19 protein-coding genes and 2 tRNA genes are annotated in these 18,640 nt (G+C 61.5%); 5 read left to right on the top strand and 16 right to left on the bottom strand.

The window, feature by feature from the left end:
• The first annotated feature begins 85 nt into the window (after positions 1 to 85).
• Positions 86 to 1,852: a bifunctional diguanylate cyclase/phosphodiesterase gene (locus tag PSH66_RS10030; protein WP_305428956.1), complete on the top strand. Its 1,767-nt coding sequence runs from the start codon at positions 86 to 88 to the stop codon at positions 1,850 to 1,852.
• Here PSH66_RS10030 and PSH66_RS10025 read toward each other — a convergent pair.
• The 4 genes from PSH66_RS10025 to PSH66_RS10010 all read right to left on the bottom strand — a co-directional run bounded on the left by PSH66_RS10025 (position 1,849) and on the right by PSH66_RS10010 (position 4,184).
• Positions 1,849 to 2,220, bottom strand: a complete 372-nt coding sequence (locus tag PSH66_RS10025; RefSeq protein WP_003172941.1) for a hypothetical protein — start codon at positions 2,218 to 2,220, stop codon at positions 1,849 to 1,851. The two genes, PSH66_RS10030 and PSH66_RS10025, sit on opposite strands and share 4 nt — an antisense overlap.
• Positions 2,217 to 2,555, bottom strand: a complete 339-nt coding sequence (locus PSH66_RS10020) for a helix-turn-helix transcriptional regulator (protein WP_003172940.1) — start codon at positions 2,553 to 2,555, stop codon at positions 2,217 to 2,219. The genes PSH66_RS10025 and PSH66_RS10020 overlap by 4 nt, the downstream gene beginning before the upstream one ends.
• A 96-nt stretch (positions 2,556 to 2,651) precedes the next feature.
• Complete coding sequence (locus PSH66_RS10015) at positions 2,652 to 3,107, bottom strand: YkvA family protein (protein ID WP_003172939.1); 456 nt, start codon at positions 3,105 to 3,107, stop codon at positions 2,652 to 2,654.
• A gap of 345 nt (positions 3,108 to 3,452) precedes the next feature.
• Complete coding sequence (locus tag PSH66_RS10010) at positions 3,453 to 4,184, bottom strand: FKBP-type peptidyl-prolyl cis-trans isomerase (protein ID WP_003172938.1); 732 nt, start codon at positions 4,182 to 4,184, stop codon at positions 3,453 to 3,455.
• 258 nt (positions 4,185 to 4,442) lie between these two features.
• On the opposite strand from PSH66_RS10010, the gene PSH66_RS10005 reads away from it, so the two are divergent.
• The gene (locus PSH66_RS10005) at positions 4,443 to 6,251 is read left to right on the top strand and encodes a di-heme-cytochrome C peroxidase (protein ID WP_305428953.1); all 1,809 of its coding nucleotides are present in this window, start codon (positions 4,443 to 4,445) and stop codon (positions 6,249 to 6,251) included.
• Positions 6,248 to 7,414, top strand: coding sequence for a catalase family protein (locus PSH66_RS10000; RefSeq protein ID WP_305428952.1), 1,167 nt, complete (start codon positions 6,248 to 6,250; stop codon positions 7,412 to 7,414). The genes PSH66_RS10005 and PSH66_RS10000 overlap by 4 nt, the downstream gene beginning before the upstream one ends.
• Before the next feature lie 88 nt (positions 7,415 to 7,502).
• Here PSH66_RS10000 and PSH66_RS09995 read toward each other — a convergent pair.
• From PSH66_RS09995 to PSH66_RS09940, 12 genes are all read right to left on the bottom strand, one after another.
• A tRNA-Asp gene (locus PSH66_RS09995) sits at positions 7,503 to 7,579 on the bottom strand.
• 19 nt (positions 7,580 to 7,598) lie between these two features.
• A tRNA-Val gene (locus tag PSH66_RS09990) sits at positions 7,599 to 7,674 on the bottom strand.
• Positions 7,675 to 7,932: 258 nt separating this feature from the next.
• Positions 7,933 to 8,430, bottom strand: coding sequence for a flavin reductase (locus tag PSH66_RS09985; protein WP_003172935.1), 498 nt, complete (start codon positions 8,428 to 8,430; stop codon positions 7,933 to 7,935).
• Positions 8,431 to 8,441: 11 nt separating this feature from the next.
• A complete protein-coding gene (locus tag PSH66_RS09980; protein WP_305428949.1) occupies positions 8,442 to 9,401 on the bottom strand; it encodes a PDR/VanB family oxidoreductase in 960 nt (319 codons plus the stop codon).
• A 50-nt stretch (positions 9,402 to 9,451) separates the two neighbouring features.
• Positions 9,452 to 10,192 carry an SDR family NAD(P)-dependent oxidoreductase gene (locus PSH66_RS09975; RefSeq protein ID WP_305428947.1) on the bottom strand — a complete coding sequence of 247 codons (741 nt, stop codon included), beginning with the start codon at positions 10,190 to 10,192 and terminating at the stop codon, positions 9,452 to 9,454.
• A gap of 11 nt (positions 10,193 to 10,203) precedes the next feature.
• The gene (locus PSH66_RS09970) at positions 10,204 to 10,680 is read right to left on the bottom strand and encodes an aromatic-ring-hydroxylating dioxygenase subunit beta (protein ID WP_305428946.1); all 477 of its coding nucleotides are present in this window, start codon (positions 10,678 to 10,680) and stop codon (positions 10,204 to 10,206) included.
• Between the two features lie 15 nt (positions 10,681 to 10,695).
• Entirely contained in the window at positions 10,696 to 11,970 is a 1,275-nt protein-coding gene (locus PSH66_RS09965) for an aromatic ring-hydroxylating dioxygenase subunit alpha (RefSeq protein WP_305428945.1), read from the bottom strand.
• 20 nt (positions 11,971 to 11,990) lie between these two features.
• Positions 11,991 to 12,353 carry a hypothetical protein gene (locus PSH66_RS09960; protein ID WP_003176746.1) on the bottom strand — a complete coding sequence of 121 codons (363 nt, stop codon included), beginning with the start codon at positions 12,351 to 12,353 and terminating at the stop codon, positions 11,991 to 11,993.
• A gap of 17 nt (positions 12,354 to 12,370) precedes the next feature.
• Positions 12,371 to 13,543: an indole-3-acetate monooxygenase gene (gene iacA / locus PSH66_RS09955; RefSeq protein WP_305428943.1), complete on the bottom strand. Its 1,173-nt coding sequence runs from the start codon at positions 13,541 to 13,543 to the stop codon at positions 12,371 to 12,373.
• A gap of 364 nt (positions 13,544 to 13,907) precedes the next feature.
• Positions 13,908 to 14,531 carry an NIPSNAP family protein gene (locus PSH66_RS09950; protein WP_141063678.1) on the bottom strand — a complete coding sequence of 208 codons (624 nt, stop codon included), beginning with the start codon at positions 14,529 to 14,531 and terminating at the stop codon, positions 13,908 to 13,910.
• Positions 14,532 to 14,617: 86 nt separating this feature from the next.
• Positions 14,618 to 15,148 (bottom strand): nuclear transport factor 2 family protein, encoded by a 531-nt coding sequence (locus tag PSH66_RS09945; RefSeq protein ID WP_141063679.1) that lies wholly within the window; start codon positions 15,146 to 15,148, stop codon positions 14,618 to 14,620.
• A gap of 1 nt (position 15,149) precedes the next feature.
• Complete coding sequence (locus PSH66_RS09940) at positions 15,150 to 16,274, bottom strand: amidase (protein WP_003172928.1); 1,125 nt, start codon at positions 16,272 to 16,274, stop codon at positions 15,150 to 15,152.
• 192 nt (positions 16,275 to 16,466) lie between these two features.
• Here PSH66_RS09940 and PSH66_RS09935 point away from each other — a divergent pair, with 192 nt between their 5' ends.
• Together PSH66_RS09935 and PSH66_RS09930 are read left to right on the top strand one after the other, a co-directional pair.
• The gene (locus tag PSH66_RS09935; RefSeq protein WP_141063680.1) at positions 16,467 to 16,943 is read left to right on the top strand and encodes a MarR family winged helix-turn-helix transcriptional regulator; all 477 of its coding nucleotides are present in this window, start codon (positions 16,467 to 16,469) and stop codon (positions 16,941 to 16,943) included.
• 138 nt (positions 16,944 to 17,081) lie between these two features.
• Complete coding sequence (locus tag PSH66_RS09930) at positions 17,082 to 18,566, top strand: aldehyde dehydrogenase family protein (RefSeq protein ID WP_003172926.1); 1,485 nt, start codon at positions 17,082 to 17,084, stop codon at positions 18,564 to 18,566.
• Positions 18,567 to 18,640 lie beyond the last annotated feature (74 nt).

The raw sequence follows: 18,640 nt of genomic DNA, 5'->3' as shown, positions 1-18,640 counted from the left end.
GTGTCATCATATAGACATCATTCTGTCGTGAAATGAAGGACCGCAGGCTCATCGCCTGCGGTCCTTTTTTTCGATCGAGATCACCATGACCATGACCGAACAGCTGAATGCACTGGGCTTTATCCTGGCTCAAAGCAGTTTGCACAGCCTGTTCCAACCGATCATCTGCCTGTCCGAACGACGCATCCTCGGCTACGAAGCCCTCAGCCGTGGCCCGTCCAACAGCCCGCTGCACTCCCCCATCGCCCTGTTCGCCGTGGCCCGCCACGCCGGGCGCCTCAACGAACTGGAAATGGCCTGCCGCGAAAGCGCCTGCCGACGCTTCAGCGAGAAGAAGCTGCCGGGCAAACTGTTCCTGAATGTCTCGCCGGAGTCCTTGCTGGAAACGGCGCACCAGCCGGGACGCACCCTGCAACTGCTGCGCGACCTCGGCATCCCGCCCAGCCAGGTGGTGATCGAACTCACCGAGCAAACCCCCACCGACGATTTCGACCTGCTGCAAACCGCCCTGCACCATTACCGCAACATGGGCTTCTCGATTGCGCTGGATGATTTAGGCGCCGGCTATTCGAGCCTGCGCTTGTGGTCGGAACTGCGCCCGGACTACGTGAAGATCGACCGGCACTTCATCGACGGCATTCATCAGGACGCACTCAAGCGCGAATTCGTCGGTTCGATCCTGCAAATCGCCCGAGCGTCCCGCGCCCAAGTGATTGCCGAGGGCATCGAACTGCCGGAAGAGCTGGCAGTGTTGACCGAAATGGGTGTGGACCTGGTGCAGGGCTACCTGCTCTGTCGTCCGCAGGAGCATCCACCGAACGAAGCGCGATTGATGCTGCCCAAGCCTGACCAGCATGCGGTGACCCTCAATGACGAAGGCAGCGACCTCAGCGCCCTGCTCAACGAACAACCGGCGGTAGACCAGGACACCGCCACCGCCCAGGTGCTGGAGGCGTTCCGGCGCCAGGCCAACCTCAACTCCCTGGCGGTCCTGGATGAACGCGGTCACCCGGTAGGCATTGTGCACCGGCATTCGCTGTCCGACGCGCTGCTCAAACCGTTCGCCACCGACCTGTTTGCACGCAAGCCCATCAGCCGTTTGATGAGCGCGGACTTTCTGGCGGTGGAACTGGGCCAGTCGCTGCAGCAAGTCAGCCGCTTGCTCACCAGCCGTGCCCGCCAGCGTATCGAAGAAGATTTCATCATCACGCTCAATGGCGACTATCTGGGCCTGGGCCGGGTAATCGATGTGCTCAAGCTAATCACCGAGCTGAAGATTCAACAGGCGCGCTACGCAAACCCCCTGACCCTGCTGCCCGGCAATGTGCCGATCCAGCAATGCCTCACGCGGCTGTTGCAGCAACAGCGCGAATCGGTGATCTGCTACGTGGATATCGACAGCTTCAAGCCGTTCAACGATATCTACGGTTATGGGCGTGGGGATGAAGTGTTGCTGTGCCTGGCGCAATGCCTGAACGACCGGGTCGACCCCAGTCGCGACTTTGTCGGGCATATCGGCGGGGATGACTTTCTACTGGTGCTCGGCCCGCAGGACTGGCGCAAGCGACTCAACCAATTGCTGGATGACTTCCATACCCAATGCCGACGTTTCTACCGCGCCGAGCACGTGGATGCCGGCTGCTTCGTCGCATTGAACCGCCAGGGCGTGCGACAGGAATTCGCGCTGCTGTCGTTGTCGATCGGGGTGGTGCATTTATATCCACAGGCCTGTGGACAACTCGATGCCAGCCAGTTGGCGGAACTCGCGTCGCAGGCCAAGCATCATGCAAAGAATGTAACCGGCTACAGCATCCATGTGATCGACAGCATGGACAGCCTGCCCGTGGTTTAAACTTCGGCGGACTCCGGGTATTCGTACTCGAACACCCGCACCACTTCCGAGGCGTGCCAGGAAGCGGCGGCCACGCCATCGGACGGCCCGCTGAAACGCCCCAGCCGCTCCACGCACTCGAAGAAACCGGTACGCGGCAGGCGACTGGCGCCCTGGCTGATCACCAGCGAGCTTCGCAACGGCTGCTCGGCCTTGGCGTCCAGCGCCGCCAAATGCTCAAGGGCAGCCGCCAGGGTCTGCATGGCCGGCGTCGGAAACTGCAAGCGCTCCAGCAGTGCGCGATACGTCAGCAGATGACGCTGACGGCGCGCCTGGTCCAGTTCGTTGAGTAACCCATCCCAATGTTGACGACTGATACGTAGGCTCAAGATTCATCCCTCCAACCTGCAACGCCCAATTCCCAGGCCAGGCTGCGGCGTATCGCAGCATCCGGCTGACGTTCACCCGTTTCGATCAATCCAAGATACGAGGGGCTGATGCCCACGGTACGGGCCAGGGTTTCAATGGCCAGGCCCTTGGCTTCACGCAAGCCGCGCAGGTCCGCCAACGGGCGCAGGGCCGGGTCAGGTGCGGCTTGAACAGTAGGAGAAGGAACTTGCGTAGGTTGTTGCTGACCGGCGGCTTTTAACAGCGCCTGGTACTGATCCCATGGCAACACCGCGTACTCGGGTTCGCCATTGCGTGAAATTATCTGAATATCCATGACCGCCCCGTAGGATAACAACTCTTACTAAGTAAGCTCTTTCCGTAGGAGTGTAATCCTAACAGCCACAAAGGGCGCAGGGGGATAGGCGCATCGTCAGTTTTTTTGCGGGTTTTCCCTGGCTAACAGAGCGGGCGTCGCCGGCAGGCGCTCAACCACCGCGAGCTTTTCCGGGCGCTGCGCATCACGCCAGGCACGGAAAGCGCTCAATTCGCCCTCCAGGGTCTTCATGATCCATGCCAGTACAGCGATGTCATCGAACATACCGAACATGGGGATAATGTCCGGGATCGCATCAATCGGGCTCAAAAAGTACATCAACCCTGCCACCACCGAGATCAACGCCTTAGGGCTGATCGCGCGGTACTCGCCGCGCCAGTACGCCAGGCACAGGGCCTGCAGCAGTTTGAGATCATCCTTGAGCTTACCCAGACGGTTGCCCTGGCTGGAACCTTTGGCGGCAACGGCGAACAGCAAGGTCGGCAAACGCCCACGGCCGAGCAAGCGCGCGGCCATCGGCAGGAAACGGGTGAAATTGAAGGGTGGTTTCATCTGTCACTCCAGTTCCATCAAACAGAAAGGTTATCCACACAAATTGTGGATAACCTTGTGAACAGAGCCTGTTTTACCGCCTGAAAGCCACGGAATACAAGGCTTGCGGTCAGATCGGGCGTTTTTTGCGCACATGAAAAAAACCCAAGTTTTCATTGACTTGGCGCTTGCGTATGGCTACCCGTGCTCGAGTCTTATATCAGACTGTAGCCCGCCAGGGACGTTCGTTCGGATTTGCAGCAGCGTCAATGTGGGAGAGGCTTGATCCCTTCTACATTAGATCGATGCAAGCCACAGAAACAACAACGCCCCGTCGAGACGGGGCGTTGTGTGTTCAGCTGCCGATTACTTCTTGGCGGCAGGTGCTGCAGGTGCGTCAGCCTTGGCTGGATCCTTGATGGCCAGCAGTTCCAGGTCGAATACCAGCACGGAGTTGGCTGGAATCGCCGGGCTCGGGCTCTGGGCACCGTAGGCCAGGTCGGACGGGATGTACAGTTCGACCTTCTCACCCACGTGCATCAGTTGCAGGCCTTCGACCCAACCCGGGATCACGCCGCTGACCGGCAGGTCGATCGGGCTGCCGCGGTCCACGGAGCTGTCAAAGGTGGTGCCGTTGGTGAGCTTGCCGGTGTAGTGAACCGTCACCACGTCAGTCGGCTTAGGCTGTGCGCCGTCGGCCTTCTTGATGATCTTGTACTGCAGACCGGAAGCGGTGGTGACGACGCCGTCTTTCTTGGCGTTGTCTTCGAGGAATTTCTTGCCGGCGGCTGCCGACTCTTCGCTCATCTTGGTCATGCGTTCTTCAGCACGTTTTTGCAGTGCGGCAAACGCCTCGACCAATTCGTCGTCTTTGAGCTTCTGCTCTTTTTTGCCGACGGCATCTTCGATGCCCTGGGCTACTGCTTTGGAATCCAGGTCATCCATGCCTTCCTGGGCAAGGCTTTTGCCCATGTTCAGGCCGATACCGTAGGAAGCTTTCTGCGCCGGGGTTTTCAGCTCTACGCTGGTCTGCGAATCACAACCCGCAAGTACCAGGCTAACCAGGGCCACCGCCGCCGCCAACCGATGCTGTTTCATGCTATTTCCTTGTTCATGCGCCAAAAGGGCATTCGAATAAAGTCGCGAGCTTATCAGGCGGCCACGACCAATGGCTACCGGCATGTGAGCAGGAAACTTCTGATAAGTTCACGTGTTTAAAAGCATTTTCATTGATCATGGGGGCCCACGAAGGATCGTGGGATCGCCTGGTACCGAGCTCATGGCCACTTGCCGCATGTGTGGCGTAGTGGCATAACAACACGACTCCTCGACAAGACCGAGACAAGGATAGCCATCTTGCGCATTGTTTACCGCGTTTTACTCCTGATACTCGCCGCTCTGGGCCTGATCCTGGCCGTGGTGCTCTATTACACCGTCAACCCCAAGCTGCCGGACTATGTGCCCGTTGAGCAGGTGCATTACCAGGATCAATGGAGTGCCGCCGACCGCCAGACTTATTACTTCACGCCCCAGGGTACTCAGGTAAAAGGCTTGCACTACGACTGGTTCACCGCCCTGGAACTGCCGTTTTCCGAGCAACGCTTTGCCACGCCTGCGTACCTGGCGCGCTTCGGTTTTCTGGTCGATCCCAAGCAGGTGCCCACCGCGCAAAACCCCGGCAACCTGCCGGTCGGTTTCGCCCGGCACAAAAACGCCGACAGCAACGTTGAATACCTGGATATCACCTGCGCCGCCTGCCACACCGGCGAGTTGCATTTCAAAGGCCAGGCGCTGCGTATCGACGGCGGTTCAGCCCAACATGTACTGCCTTCCAGCGTACCCACCTTGCGCGGCGGCAGTTTCGGCCAGGCCCTCGTCGCCAGCCTTGCCGCCACCTATTACAACCCGTGGAAGTTCGAGCGTTTCGCCCGCCAGGTACTGGGTGATCGCTACGACACCGAGCACAGCCAGTTGCGCCAGGATTTCAAGCGCTCGCTCGACAAATTCCTCAAGGTCGCCTGGAACGACACCCATCGCGGCCTCTACCCCACCGAAGAAGGTCCGGGCCGTACCGACGCCTTTGGCCGCATCGCCAACGCCAGCTTTGGCGACGCCATTACCCCGGACAATTATCGCGTCGCCAATGCACCGGTGGACTACCCGCAACTGTGGGATATCTGGACCTTCGATTGGGTGCAATGGAACGGCTCGGCCCAGCAGCCGATGGCGCGCAATATCGGCGAAGCCCTTGGCGTCGGCGCGACCCTGACGTTCTTCGACGATGCCGGCCAGCCGCTCCAGGGCGATTCCCGCTACCCGTCCAGCGTGCGGGTGCGCGACCTCAACCTCATCGAAGAAACCCTGCAACGCCTCAAACCACCCACCTGGCCCGAGGAGCTGTTCGGCGCCATCGACAAACCCCTCGCCGCCCAAGGCCGGGCACTGTTTGCCGAGAACTGCGCCGGCTGCCACGTGCCCACCGTCAGCCAGGAAGGCGGCCGCCCGGTGCAACACCTGAAAATGCTGCCCGTGGACTACATCGGCACCGACCCGAACACTGCCAGTAATATCGCCGACCAACGCTACGACCTCAGCAGCCTGCGATGGGACCCCGTGGAACTGACCAGGCTCAACGTCCAGTTGCATCCCACGCCTACCGAGCCCCTGGACCTGAAAAAAATGTCCGTGGCCAAAGGCCTGGCCTACGTGACCGCCTTCGTCGAAGACCACGCCTACCGCGCCGCCGGTGTGACCCCGACCGAGCGCCCCCGCCTGGATGGCTATGGCCTGCCCATCGGCGTGCGCGAGTTGCGTGCCTACAAGGCCCGCCCACTGGCGGGCGTATGGGCCACCCCGCCGTTCCTGCATAACGGTTCGGTGCCAACGATCTACCAGTTGCTCTCACCCCAGGACGAGCGCAGCGTCACCTTTTATAAAAGCACCTTCAACTACGACCCGCGCCATTTGGGTTTTGAGACCGATGCCTTCAAGAACGCCTTCCTGTTCGATACCAAAATCACCGGCAACCACAACAGCGGTCACGAATTCCGCGCCGGTGAGCGTGGCAATGGCGTGATCGGGCGTGGCCTGCTGCCGCAGGAACGCTGGGCGCTGCTGGAATACCTCAAAGTGCTGGGCGGCCCGCTGGAGCAACAACTGCCATGATTATCCGATCTCAATACAACCAACGCTCCCTGCTCGCACGCCTGTGGCTGCGCCTCGGCGCGTTTCTCGGCAAGACGCTGCTGTGGCTGGTGGGCCTGGGCCTGCTCGGCTGGCTGACGGCCACCGCCTGGTACGCCTGGCAACACAGCGGGCCGGTATCGCCGAATGAACAGATCCCGACGGGTGAAGCGACGATGACCCAGGGCATCATTCAGACCGCGGTGCGCATCGTCGACCAGCACCGTGAAGGCACGCGCTACCTGCGCGATGCGCACGCCAAGGCGCATGGTTGCGTGAAGGCCGAAGTCAGTGTGCTGGCCGACCTTGACCCGGCGCTGCGACAGGGCGTATTCGCCACGCCGGGTAAAACCTGGCAGGCGATGATGCGCTTGTCCAACGGCAACGCTTATCCGCAATTCGACAGCATCCGCGACGCCCGCGGCATGGCGATCAAGCTGCTGGATGTCCCGGGCAAACAGTTGCTGGCCGACCAGCAAGCGCGTGCCGAACAGGACTTCGTGATGTTCAGCCACCCGAACTTCTTTGTCAGCGATGTGGCCGAGTACGCGCAGAACATCGGCGCCCAGGCGGATGGCAAGAAGGTGTTGGCGTTCTTCCCCAGGCTCGACCCACGCAGTTGGCAAGTGCGCCACTTGTTTATCGCCCTGGCGACGCTGGCACCCGCCCCGGCCAGCCCGACGCAGACGACATACTTTTCGGTCTCGCCCTACAAGTTCGGTACGGCCAACGCCAAGTTTCGCGTGGCGCCCGACCCGCAAAACTGCCCGGAGTACGTGCTGCCCAAACAGAACCAGGACCTGCCGAACTTTCTGCGCAGCGCCCTGAGCCAGCAGCTTTCCACCGACCGCGTGCCGGCGTGTTTCGTGTTGCAGATCCAGCGGCAGAACCCGCAAAAATTCATGCCGATCGAAGACACCAGCATCGAATGGAAGGAAAGCGATGCGCCGTATGAAACCGTCGCCAGGGTGCGGATTCCTGCCCAGGACTTCGACACCCCGGCGTTGAACCTGGCGTGCGACACCCAGTCATTCAACCCCTGGTTTGGCCTGGAGGAACACCGCCCCATCGGCGGTATCAACCGTTTGCGCAAGGCCGTGTACGAAGCGGTCAGCGACTACCGACACAGCCGCAACGCGCCGTAGAGAAATAAAAATCGCAGACGAAAAAAAGCCCGCTCAATGAGCGGGCTTCTTGTGGCGACCTGGCGTTCAGCGTTCCAGGTACCGAATATGGCGCAGCGGACGGGACTCGAACCCGCGACCCCCGGCGTGACAGGCCGGTATTCTAACCGACTGAACTACCGCTGCGCGTAACACATGAAGCGAATGGTGGGTGATGACGGGATCGAACCGCCGACCCTCTGCTTGTAAGGCAGATGCTCTCCCAGCTGAGCTAATCACCCTTCGTTTCGGTGTGGGCGCATCATACACCAAAAAATCGTAATGTCTTGATTTAAATGCACTTTATTTAAAAAAAGTTTTCAGCACGATTTTCGCCATATGCCTGACAGCAGAAAGCCCGTGGTTAGCGGGCTTCTTGTCACCACCCGGCACTCAACGTTCCAGGTACCGACTATGGCGCAGCGGGCGGGATCATAACGCAGCTTCAAACGCTTTAAAAGGAAACGGCGCTGGCTTGCTCACGCCCGTCCGCGGCAGGCTCAGCAGGCCTTCGACGCTTGGCCCAGACGATGGTAGGCCCGATTGAAATACACCAACCCCTCGTCAGCACCGCTCTGGCGAATCGTCTGGATCTCGCAGTAGAAAATACTGTGGGACCCCACTTCGTGTACTTGCGCGATACGGCAATCGAAATTCACCAGCGCGTCGAGCATCACCGGCGCACCGCTTTCCAGCGTGATCCACTCGGTGACGGCGAAGCGTTCATCCATCGTCAACGTGCGGTCGGCAAAGGCGCCGGACAGTTGCTGATGATCACCACACAAGGTGTTCACGCACACCGAACCGTTACGCTTGAAATGCTCGTTGGAATGGGAGGACCGGTTCATGCACACCAACAGCGTGGGCGGTGAATCGGTCACGCTGCACACCGCCGAGGCGGTAAAGCCGAACCGACCCGCCACGCCATCGGTGGTGATAACCGACACGGCACCGCCCAGCATGGCCATTGCATTGCGAAAGCTGCCTACGTCTACCATGGTCGTTCCCCTTAGATATCCAGCACGAGTTTTTTGGATTTGGCTCGTGAACAGCACACTAGAATTTGATCGTTGGCGGCCTTCTCATCGTCCGTGAGGTACACGTCCCGATGGTCCGGCTCGCCGTCGAGCACATCGCACAGGCAGGTCCCGCACACCCCCTGCCCGCAGGAAATCTCGATCTTGATGCCCACCTGCGCCAGCGCGGCGAGAATGCTTTGCCCTTGCGCCACCTGAACGGTCTTGCCGCTGCGCGCGGCCACCACTTCAAAGCTGCCACCCGAGCTGTCCACGTCCACCTGGAAATACTCCTTGTGGATGTGCGACTCGCTGTAGCCCTGGTCGCGCGCGCCCTGAATCACCCAGTCCATGAAGCCCGCAGGGCCACAGGCATACATGTGCACGCCGGCCTCGCCCCTGCCCAATACCTTGAGCAGGTCGAGCTTCTGCTCGGGCCCTTCGTCATCGAAGTGGGTAAACACATGCGGGGCAAACGGTGCGCTGGCCAGTTCGGCCAAAAACGCACTGCGTCCACGCTCACGCCCGCAGTAATGCAGCTCGAATGACTTGCCGGCAGCGTACAGGGCATAGGCCATGGCGATCATCGGCGTGATGCCTATGCCGCCACCCAGCAGCAGCGAACGCTGCGCCTGCGCCGCCAGCGGGAACAGATTGCGCGGTGTGCTGATCCGCACTTCGCGGCCTTCGAGCAGGGTCTCGTGCACGCCCACCGAACCGCCGCGCGAGGCCGGGTCCTTGAGCACGCCCAATCGATACAGGCTCGAGTCGGCAGGGTCGCTGCACAGCGAATACTGACGCACCAGCCCCGGGCCGATATGGATATCGACATGTGCGCCGGCATCGAACCCCGGCAGCGGCGCGCCGTCACGACGGGTCAGGTCCAGGACGACAACGCCGTCCCCTTGCAGCTCGCGCTTGCGCACGACTACGTCCAACAATTCTTCAGTCATGGCCGTTATTCCATGGAGTTCGCCAAGGCCGCCGTGGCGGCCGGTATCAGTCAGCGCATGAACAGGCCGCCATTCACGTCCCAGGTCGCCCCGGTGGTGAAATAGGCTTCGGGCCGCGCCAACTGCACAATCAGGTCGCCGAGAAAATCCGCATCGCCAAGACGCTGCACCGGAATGTTGGCCAGCAGGCCCGGCAGGCGTTCGGGCGGGATCGCCGCGCGCACCGCCGCCGAGTCGATCGGCCCTGGGGCAATCGCGTTCACGGTCACTCCGCGTGCGGCAAATTCCTTGGCGAAAATCTTGCTCAACGTCAGGATGCCGCCCTTGCTCGCGGCATAATGCGCGCCGGTGGCGGTGCCGCCGTTCTGCCCGGCCAGGGACGCCATATTGATGATGCGTCCGTAGCCGGCTTCGGCCATGTACGCACCCATCACCTGGCAGCCGAGAAACACGCTGCGCAGATTCAGGCCCACGACGGCGTCGAACTCCTCGGGGCTGATCTGCAGCAGCGGCGTGGTCTTGGTCACCGCGGCGTTATTGACCACCACGTGTAGCGCGCCGAAACGCGCCAGCACCTGCTCCAGGCCCGCTTCGAAATCGGCCTTGTTGCCTGCATCCAACTGCAGGGCGAGGCTGCGTTCGCCACCGGGGTCGAGCTGTCGGGCACACGCTTGTGCGGCCTCCAGCGTGAGGTCGGTGACAACCACCGAGTAGCCCGCGTGCAGCAGGCTCGCGCAGAAATGCTGCCCCAGGCCCTGCCCCGCGCCCGTCACTAATGCTATCTGGTTCATGTCGGTGCGCCTCAGAGGATGTAGCCGATACCGGCGAGGGCATCGTCACTGTTGATCAGGCTGACCACCTTGCGGTGGATCTTGAAACCGCCGTCGCTGCGGATCAGGTCGTAGGTCAGGTCGGCGCTGTAGAACTTAAGGCTTTCCTTGCGAAACTCACGCACGTTCTGCGCACAGCGCACGCTGACCTGGAGGCCGTCGTCGGCCAACACCCGGAATCGCGATTGCATGCGCACCGTACGCGGTTGCGGGCTGGTGGAGATCGACTCGCCGCCGATCAGGCGCTGAACCCGCAGCTCACGCATATGATGGTCGTCGTAGGCGTAGTTGAGGGTGTTTTCGAAGTCGGTTTCCTTGGGGTCGATGGGAATGATGTAGGTGCCCTTCTCGGTCCACATCTTCAACCAGCCCTCGTACTCACCGTGGTCGAGCATGTCGCCTTCCAGCCAGATGAAAGCGGTCACTTCTTGCAGTAATTGCAGGTTCATAAGGTTCTCCACGGGTCAGGCCGACATCATCTTTTTCCACTGCTGGTACCCGGCGCGCATGCCGGTCTCGGCACTCACATCGGATACCCGCCCGTCTGCACTGGCCTGTTCGCCGGGCAGGCCGCGGTTGAGCATGATCCACAGGTCTTCACCGGCGCTGGCGCCCTTCTGTACCCGCTCCCAGGCTTCGGAGTCGTCCGGGGTGCCGAAACCCATCGGGCCCTGGAAGTGTTCGTGCAGGCGCAGGCGATAACGGTTGGCCACGGCCGGGCCGCCATCCATGGTGATCACCGAGTGGTGGATTTCCGTCTCGGTCACCGAGATCGGTTGCAGCACCCGGAAGAACGCCATCGAGCAAGCGACGTTGGGAAACAGGTTGAGGTTGAAGCCGGTGCCGCCGACCGCACGCACGATCCGGCGCACCTGTTGCTCTTCGATGCCTTCGTCACGCAGCTCGGCGGCCAGCCCTTCGAAACGCTCGGGGATCGGCTTGTCCAGGTCGGCTTCGAGGTCGATCAGGTCGGGAATCATCACCATCACGCTGTGGCCGTTGCCGAGGTCCTCGACGTAGCCAGGGCCCTTGACGAAGTCGAACAGCTCAAGGGTCTGCTCATCCACCGACGACAGGAAGCTCTTGTGCACCAGTGGGAAGTGGTAGGCGTCGGTGGTGTTTTCCAGCTGGATCTTCCAGTTGCCGGGGAAGCGGAAACGGTGCTCGCCCGGGACCTTGATGCCATAGCCGGCGCCCTGCTTCATGAACAGGTCCATCCATTTTTTCGCCGCGCCGAGGTAGTCCTCCAGCGGCTCGATGTCGTCCTTGAAGGTGGCGAAGATCATGCCGGCGTAACTTTCAGTGCGCAGGCTGACCAGCGGCAGCTCGGCCTTGTCGATGCAGTCGCCGTAGCTTTCCGGGTGCGGAATACCGCGCAGTGAACCATCCAGTGCGTAGCCCCAGCCGTGGTACGGGCAGACGAAGCTGTTGGTTTTGCCTTTCTTGTGTTCGCACACGGTGGCGCCACGGTGGCGACAGCGGTTGAGCAACACGTGCACGTCTTTCTTGCGATCACGCACCACGATCACCGGCTGCTTGCCGATGTAGGTGGTCTTGTAGCTGCCGTTGTCGGGAATCTCGCTGGCGTGGGCGACCCAGATCCAGGTGCTGTAGAAAATCTTCTCAAGCTCTGCGTCGAACAATTGTGCGTCGGTGTACATCGAGGTGTGGACGCGGTCGGCCTGCACCAGGTCGGCGGGGTCGACGGCGAGGTTTACAGCGGGAATGAGCTTGCTCATGGGGAGTGTCCTCGTCGGCATCAAGTACGCTGAATGATCAGCTCGCGCCCAACCCGGGCTTCGACCTTGGTGTAGCGCCACAGCTTGTACGGGCCATCTCCCACTTGCGTTGTGCGAAACAGGTTGCAGGCGGCGTGCACGGTCTCGATGTCCGGCACGTCGGCCAGCAGGTAGGTGGTCCACGGGAAGCCATCGGAAGGTCCGACCATGCTCTGGTCGTCATCCATGTTGCCCAGCACCTTGACGCCGGTGAGGTCGTGAATGCCGTTCCACATCGCGCTGAACGCTGCCCACACCTGCAATTGCTCGTCGCGCGGGGCGTCGAAAAAGTTCTGGTTGATGCCCATGCAGAACAGCACGCGCAAGGTCTTTTTATCAGTCATTTTTATGTTCTCGACGGTTAGAGGTAGCCAGGCAAAGGCTGTTTGCCGAAGAACATGGCTCCGGCATTCTGATAGGTGATATCGCCCATGAAGGCGTGCTGCGTGACTACCTGGGCGTCGTTGACGCAACGGGCCAGCGGGCTGTCGTTGTACACGCCGCTCATGCCCGAGAGCATCTGCGCGGTACGCGCCACGTCAGCGGCAACGCGGGTGGCATGGGTCGACGACAGCCGCAGCAGGTTGGTCGCGGCCACGGGCACCGCGTCGCCGGCCAGTACGTAGTCCCAGGCGCGGTCGATGGATTCGTAGAAGAACGCCCGCGCGGCACGTAGCTCGGCTTCGGCACGGGCAATGTCGACCTGGGCCAGGGGCCGATCGGCAATCGCCGGAGCACCGGTCACCGAGGCACGACCACTGGCCATGTCGGCCAGGACATCGAGTGCGGCACGGGCCACGCCCAGGCCGACCACCGAGAGCACCTGGGTGGCGAATGACAGCGATGGGTAGCGGAAGAACGGTTCGTCCAGGTTGGGCAGGCCGCCGCGCACGAAGGTCCACTCCTCGCTGACCCGCACATTTTCGGCGACCAGGTCGTGGCTGCCGGTACCCAGCAGACCGACGGTGTCCCAGGTTTCGTCGATGCGGATCGCGTTGCGCGGTATTACCGCAATGCGCGGCAGGCCGAAGGTATCGCCGTTTTTCGGGGCGATGCCGACACCGACGATATCGGAGCCCAGGGAGCCGCTGGAGTATTTCCAGCGACCATTGACCATAAAACCGCCCTCGACCACTTCAGCCGGTTGCGGCGGGAAGATGCCGCCGGCGAACACCACGTCCGGACCGTTGGCATACACCTTGGCGATGCTCTCGGGCGGCAATGCCGCCAGGTAGACCGGGCTCATGCCAAAACTGGCAACCCAGCCGGCCGAACCGTCGGCCTGGGCAATGCGCTCGATCACCTGGCAAAACTCGGCGGGGGAACACTCCAGGCCACCAAAGCGCTTGGGCACCAGCGCCCGGTAGACACCGTGCTGTTTGAAGGCCTCGATTACGTCCTGCGAAATGTGGCGCTGACCGTCGAATTCACCGGCTCTGGCACGTTCGCGCACATCGACCAGCAAGGCTTCGAAGGCGGGGCCACTGGCAAGCGAGCTCACCGCGCCAACCGCTGGTTTTTTAAGCGAATGCATAGAGTAACTCCGTTGTCAGGAACGGTATTGGGCTGGGCAGGAAGTCAGCGTCGAGCTGAGCCGCGGGGCGGAGCGAGGGCGATGGATCGGCATAGTGGTTACCTTTGTTTTTGTGGGTGCCGTTGTGGAGAATTTGAGCGCAATTACGTGAATTGTCAATTGAATTATCGTGCTTATAACCACCACTAATCACGTAAATTACTGCGGGAAAAACAAAGAAATAGTGACTTATACCTATGTTTTTATTGAGTAACGTCCTGAATTGAACCTTGGATATCTCCTAGATGCTTTTTAAATTAATTTATTTTTTCCAAAAAAAGTAGGAGTTGGCTTGTCCGCTCCCACACTGGCTCTGTGCCATTTTTCAGCGCAACGGCGAGAACGGTGCCGGCAGGTACACCGTGGAATGCATCTGCAGCAGTTGCGGCGCGGAATTTTCCGGCGGCCAGGCGCCTTCGGCCACGGCGCGGGTGCGCACTTCAAGACGCTGCTCCAGCGAGCTGTAGGGCCAGATGTGCAGATAGCGCGGAATCTGCCCGCTGGTGGCATAGAAAGCGGCATACACCTGGGAATAGTCCGGCCCGGTTCGCCGCTCCACGGCCTTGCCCCAACCGCGCAATGTTGGCGTCAGCCCACTGGGCACGAGGTTGTATTCGCGCAATTCATAGAACGGGCCATGAACGCCGGGAGGCAGTGGATCGACAAAGGCAAAAGCGCTGTAGTCATCCACCTGTTGTTCAAGCAGAAATTCGCCAATCGCAAAACCATCGGACGCCAACAAATAGCGCTCGCGTTCGCGCTCGCGACACCCGCCATCGTCGAACCCGCGCAGCACCGCGATACGGTTCTGCGAGCCGATTTCCGACACCCAGCAGCCCATCAAATGCACGCCCTCGCCCGTCTCCCGCAAGCTCTGCTCCAGGCGCGGCAAGGCTTGCGGCACGGTGCGCACCCGTAAAGTGAAGGTCAACAGTTCGAAGTGTTTCATGGCAATCTCCAGCGCTACGCGCACGGCACGACCGCCCTTGCGGGGCAGTCTTGGGAAACGGTGGGGTTATCAGTGCGCGTTATCGCTCACTGTGCGGCAGGCTTGGGCACCGGCAGCTCGGCGTCGCTGGTCCATGCCTGCACCGGACGACTGAACAGGTTTTCGGTCTGGAAATGCGCCATGCGCCACTGCCCGTCTTCCTCGGCAAAGCGCACGCTCAGGCGCGCGGCGTTGAGATGGGAGGCGCCGCTGGCGAAGGTGGAAGTCTGCAGCATCACCCAACTGCCGAGCACGGCGTCGGCCTGAACCTCGATCAGTTCGCTGGTGAGAAAGTGCACGTTGAGGGCAAAGTGCGCCGGAGTTTTCATGTAGCCGGCGAACATCGCAGCAATGGCTTCGCGCCCGCGATAACCGCCGAAGCTCTGGGCGTACTTGGCGCCCTTGCCCTCCCACACCGCATCCTCGGTGAACAGGCCGGACAGTTCGTCGAGCGGCGTGTGGGCGTCCAGGGCATCACACAGCACCATGTAGCGGTTCATGCAGGCGCGCGCGCTGTCCTGGATTTCAAAACGGCGCAGGCGTTGTTCCAGGTCCGGGCGGGGAATGGTTGTGCTCATCTCACACCTCATGCCCGCTATACAGGCGCTCAAGCAGGCGACCGGCGATGGCCAGCAGTTGCTCATCCGCGCCCTTGGCCCCTATCAATTGCAGGCCAACCGGCAGGCCCTCGGCACTGGCCAACGGGATGCTCAACGCCGGGTGCCCCGACAGGTTGAACGGGCGCACGAAAGCAGTCATGCCCAGCACTGCCTGGGTGTCGGTCGCCTCGGCCAGGGTCAACGGGAACTCCGGCATGGTCGGCAGCACGAGCACGTCGACCTGCTGCAGCGCCGCATCGACCTCGGCGGTGAAGCGCAGGCGCACCTGCTCGGCCTCGGCCAGCGCGGCCGCCGTGGTGTTGCCGGCGGCCGCCAGGCGCGCGGCGATGTCGGCGCCCACCTTGCCGGTGTCCAGCAAGTGCGCGCAGGCATTGAAGGTCTCGCGGTTGATCACCACCATGCCGGCGTCATAGGCCGCCTTGAGGCTGGGCAGCGTGAGGGTTCCGGTGGGCAGTCGGCTGTCGGCGATGGCCGCGTCGATCACGCGCTGTACCGCTGCGCTGGCCTGCACACTCACAATGCCCAGGCGCGGCGCGGCCGGCGCCGGTGCCGGCTTGAAGGCAGGGTCGATTGCCTGCATGGCCGTGACCAGCATCGGCAGGCTCGCGGCAAACGGGCCGACGCAATCAAGGCTGCTGTGCGTCGGCATCACGCCACGGCGGCTGATCCGGCCGAACGTCGGCTTAAAACCGAACACGCCACAACAGCAGGCGGGAATGCGCACCGAACCGCCGGTGTCCGTGCCCAGGGAAAAATCCGCCAGCCCGGCGGCCACGGCGGCGGCTGAACCGCTGGAGGATCCGCCTGGAATACGCCCGGGGAAACGCGGGTTCGGCGCGGTGCCGACCCAGTGATTGATCCCCGTGGTGCCAAAGGCCAGTTCGTGCAGGCTGGTCTTGCCCACCAGGCGGCAGCCCTTGTCCAACAGGGCTTGCACCACCTCGGCATGGGCCGCGGCCGGCGCGGCATCGTCCAGGGCCTGGCTCGATGCACGGGTAGGCAGGCCGGCGATATCGATGGTGTCCTTGACCATTACGGTCGGCCCATCGCCGCCAAGGGAAAGCTGTTCAATCACCAGGGTCATGTCACGTTACCTTCAGTGCGAATTGCGGAATGGGGGCGCCCGATGCGCCCTTTCCTTTTTTCACACTCACCGAATATTACGTGAATTGTCAATTATATTTCTGAACATCAGCCGGAATCGAACGGGTCAATAACCGTGCCCAATTCACGAGAAAAGTCTATGATTGCTCGTCTCCCTCGACATGAGCACATCATGAGCCCACCAAAAAAACACGCAGGCCGCTACAACCCCGGCAGTGAAGACTTTCACAAAGAAGATTTTCCGTTCTACTGGCTCGCTATGGTGCATGGCCGCTACAGTCAATACATGGAAAAGGCCCTGAAGAAAATCGGCCTGGACATCCCGCGCTGGCGGGTGCTGTTTATCCTCAAGGAGAACGGCCAGTCGAGTATTTCCGAAATTTCCACCCACGCCATCGCCAAGCTTTCGACCATCACCAAAACGGTGTATCGCATGAAGGAAGACGGCCTGGTGGACACCGCGCCCTGCGAGGACGACGGCCGCGTCACTCAGGTGCGCATTACCGCGCAGGGGCGCGAAGCGATTGAACGCATCCAAGTGGCCACCGGCGATGTGTTCAAGCGCAGTTTCAACGGCATGACCGAAGCGCAGATTCAGCGCCTGAACCGCATGCTCGAAACGGTGTTCAACAACCTCGGCGAACCCTAGGCCAGCCGCGACACAGCCTGTCGCGCATAACCAATTCCCTGGCAGGCTCGAACAAGCAGCCAGGCGTGTATCGGCTTTTAATGCAGAGGTCTTTCGAGCGCCCGACGGGCGCGACGAACCCTTCATTGGAGCGCCGTCATGCACATTGCCTTATTGCCCTCAGTCGTTGCTTTCCTGGGCCGCGACCATTCCAACTTCATCGATGGCGCCGTGCACACCAGCGCGTCGGCGCGACGCATCGGCATCGTCGACCCTGGTACCGGCGAGACCGTCACGCAGTTGCGTGACGCCCAGGCCGAGGATGTCAACCTGGCCGTCAACAGCGCCTCCGCCGCCTTCAAGGGCGCCTGGGCAAAGATCACGCCCTACCAGCGCGGCGTTCTGCTCAACCGCCTGGCCGATCTGATCGAGGCCAACGGCGAGGAGCTGGCGCAACTGGAAACCGTGAGTTCCGGCAAATCGATCAACCTGTCGCGGCATATCGAAGTGGGCCAGAGCGCGGTGTTCCTGCGTTACTTCGCCGGCTGGGCCACCAAAATCGGCGGCCAGACCATGACCCCGTCGTTTCCCTCCATGGACGGCGAGCACTACAGCGCCTACACCCTGCGCGAGCCGGTCGGCGTGGTTGCGGCCATCGTGCCGTGGAACTTCTCGTTGATGATCGGCGTATGGAAGCTCGGCGCCGCGCTGACCACCGGCTGCACCGTCGTGCTCAAACCCAGCGAATACACGCCGCTGTCCCTGCTGCGCCTGGCGGAACTGGCGATCGAGGCCGGGATTCCAGCTGGCGTGATCAACGTGGTCAACGGTCGTGGCCAGGTCGGTCAGCAGTTGATCGCACACCCGCAGGTGCGCAAGGTCTCGTTCACCGGCTCGGTGCCCACCGGCATTGCCGTGGGCAAGGCCGCCATGGGAGCCGACCTGACACGTGTGACCCTGGAACTGGGCGGCAAGAACGCCGCCGCGCTGTTGGCCGACGCCAATGTCGATGACGCCGTGGCGCGCTTCGTACAAGCGGCTTACGTGCACCAGGGCCAGGTGTGCGCATCACCCGAGCGCTTGTTCGTGCACCGCTCACTCGTCGAGCAAGTGACACAGAAGATGGCGGCGATGCTGTCGCAGATGATCATCGGTTCACCCCTGGATGAACACGCACAGTTCGGCCCGCTGTCGAACAAGCCGCACTTCGACAAAATCCTCGGTTTTTTCGAGCGCGCCCTGCAACGCAACCAGGTGGCATACGGCGCGCATGCGCTGGACCGCGCCGGTTACTACGTGGAACCGACGCTGATCGTGGCCACCGGCAAGGACGACCCCCTGCTGCACGAAGAAACCTTCGGCCCGGTGGTGTGTGTGCTGGCGTTCGACGACGAAAAGGAACTGGTCGAGCTGATGAACGACAGCCCGTTCGGCCTCACCGCCAGTCTCTGGACCAACGACCTGTCCAAGGCGTTGCGCCTGATCCCGCAAATCGAAGCGGGCACGGTGTGGGTCAACATGCACACCTTCGTTGACCCCAGCGTGCCGTTTGGCGGGATGAAGGCGTCGGGTGTCGGGCGTGAGTTCGGCAGTGCGTTTATCGACGATTACACTGAGCTGAAATCGGTGATTATCCGCTACTAACAAGCAGGCGCTCGCGGGCCGACCGGGTGTTTGCTCTGACGGCACAGAGATCCAAATGTGGGAACGAGTACGGC

This window comes from Pseudomonas sp. FP597 (genome assembly GCF_030687435.1).
Classification (GTDB): Bacteria; Pseudomonadota; Gammaproteobacteria; order Pseudomonadales; family Pseudomonadaceae; genus Aquipseudomonas; species Aquipseudomonas lactucae.
The sequence above is the reverse complement of the archived record's forward strand: the minus strand, read 5'-3'. Positions and strand labels throughout refer to the sequence as shown.

Bases quoted from the DNA above. Each gene is read 5' to 3' on its own strand.
- PSH66_RS10030 (WP_305428956.1), top strand. From the start codon at position 86: ATGACCATGACCGAACAGCTGAATGCACTGGGCTTTATCCTGGCTCAA.
- PSH66_RS10020 (WP_003172940.1), bottom strand. From the start codon at position 2,555: ATGGATATTCAGATAATTTCACGCAATGGCGAACCCGAGTACGCGGTG.
- PSH66_RS10015 (WP_003172939.1), bottom strand. From the start codon at position 3,107: ATGAAACCACCCTTCAATTTCACCCGTTTCCTGCCGATGGCCGCGCGC.
- PSH66_RS10010 (WP_003172938.1), bottom strand. From the start codon at position 4,184: ATGAAACAGCATCGGTTGGCGGCGGCGGTGGCCCTGGTTAGCCTGGTA.
- PSH66_RS10000 (WP_305428952.1), top strand. From the start codon at position 6,248: ATGATTATCCGATCTCAATACAACCAACGCTCCCTGCTCGCACGCCTG.
- PSH66_RS09985 (WP_003172935.1), bottom strand. From the start codon at position 8,430: ATGGTAGACGTAGGCAGCTTTCGCAATGCAATGGCCATGCTGGGCGGT.
- PSH66_RS09980 (WP_305428949.1), bottom strand. From the start codon at position 9,401: ATGACTGAAGAATTGTTGGACGTAGTCGTGCGCAAGCGCGAGCTGCAA.
- PSH66_RS09975 (WP_305428947.1), bottom strand. From the start codon at position 10,192: ATGAACCAGATAGCATTAGTGACGGGCGCGGGGCAGGGCCTGGGGCAG.
- PSH66_RS09970 (WP_305428946.1), bottom strand. From the start codon at position 10,680: ATGAACCTGCAATTACTGCAAGAAGTGACCGCTTTCATCTGGCTGGAA.
- PSH66_RS09965 (WP_305428945.1), bottom strand. From the start codon at position 11,970: ATGAGCAAGCTCATTCCCGCTGTAAACCTCGCCGTCGACCCCGCCGAC.
- PSH66_RS09960 (WP_003176746.1), bottom strand. From the start codon at position 12,353: ATGACTGATAAAAAGACCTTGCGCGTGCTGTTCTGCATGGGCATCAAC.
- iacA (WP_305428943.1), bottom strand. From the start codon at position 13,543: ATGCATTCGCTTAAAAAACCAGCGGTTGGCGCGGTGAGCTCGCTTGCC.
- PSH66_RS09950 (WP_141063678.1), bottom strand. From the start codon at position 14,531: ATGAAACACTTCGAACTGTTGACCTTCACTTTACGGGTGCGCACCGTG.
- PSH66_RS09945 (WP_141063679.1), bottom strand. From the start codon at position 15,148: ATGAGCACAACCATTCCCCGCCCGGACCTGGAACAACGCCTGCGCCGT.
- PSH66_RS09940 (WP_003172928.1), bottom strand. From the start codon at position 16,274: ATGACCCTGGTGATTGAACAGCTTTCCCTTGGCGGCGATGGGCCGACC.
- PSH66_RS09935 (WP_141063680.1), top strand. From the start codon at position 16,467: ATGAGCCCACCAAAAAAACACGCAGGCCGCTACAACCCCGGCAGTGAA.
- PSH66_RS09930 (WP_003172926.1), top strand. From the start codon at position 17,082: ATGCACATTGCCTTATTGCCCTCAGTCGTTGCTTTCCTGGGCCGCGAC.